General features: G+C 61.7%; 1 protein-coding gene. It reads left to right on the forward strand.

What is annotated here, in order from left to right; translation table 11 throughout:
• On the forward strand, positions 1-938 hold a 938-nt coding region (gene metK / locus B3V69_RS10930; protein ID WP_296446476.1), incomplete at both ends, for a methionine adenosyltransferase.

The raw sequence follows: 938 nt of genomic DNA on the forward strand, positions 1-938 counted from the left end.
GATGCGATCTTCAAACAGGACCCCAAATCCCGTGTCGCCGCAGAAACCCTGTGCAACACCGGCCTGGTGGTGCTGGCCGGTGAAATCACCACCAACGCCCATGTGGACTACATCCAGGTCGCACGCGACACGCTCAAGCGCATCGGCTATGACAACACCGAGTACGGCATCGACTACAAGGGTTGCGCCGTGCTGGTGGCCTATGACAAGCAGAGCAATGACATTGCCCAAGGCGTGGACCACGCGTCAGACGACCACCTCAACACCGGCGCCGGCGACCAGGGCCTGATGTTTGGTTATGCCTGCAATGAAACGCCCGAGCTGATGCCCGCGCCCATTTACTACGCCCACCGTCTGGTGGAGCGCCAGGCCCAACTGCGCAAAGATGGTCGCATGCCTTTCCTGCGGCCGGACGCCAAGAGCCAGGTCACCATGCGCTATGTGGACGGCAAACCGCACAGCATTGACACCGTGGTGCTGTCGAGCCAGCACAGCCCCGACATGAGCGACGGTCAGCATATGAAGCCGGCGTTTATCGAAGCGGTGATTGAAGACATCATCAAACCCGTGCTGCCCAAGGCCTGGCTGACCGCTGACACCAAATACCTGATCAACCCGACCGGACGTTTCGTCATTGGCGGCCCGCAAGGCGACTGTGGCCTGACCGGGCGCAAGATCATTGTGGACACCTATGGCGGTGCCTGCCCGCACGGTGGCGGCGCCTTCAGCGGCAAAGATCCAACGAAGGTGGACCGCTCGGCCGCCTATGCCGCCCGCTATGTGGCCAAGAACATCGTGGCGGCCGGTTTGGCGCGCCAGTGCCAGATTCAGGTGGCCTATGCCATCGGTGTGGCCAAGCCGATGAACGTGACGGTGTACACCGAAGGCACGGGCGTGATCCCGGACGACAAACTCGCGGAACTGGTGCATGAGCACTT

The organism is Rhodoferax sp. UBA5149, from assembly GCF_002413825.1.
In the GTDB taxonomy this organism is placed as follows: domain Bacteria; phylum Pseudomonadota; class Gammaproteobacteria; order Burkholderiales; family Burkholderiaceae_C; genus Rhodoferax.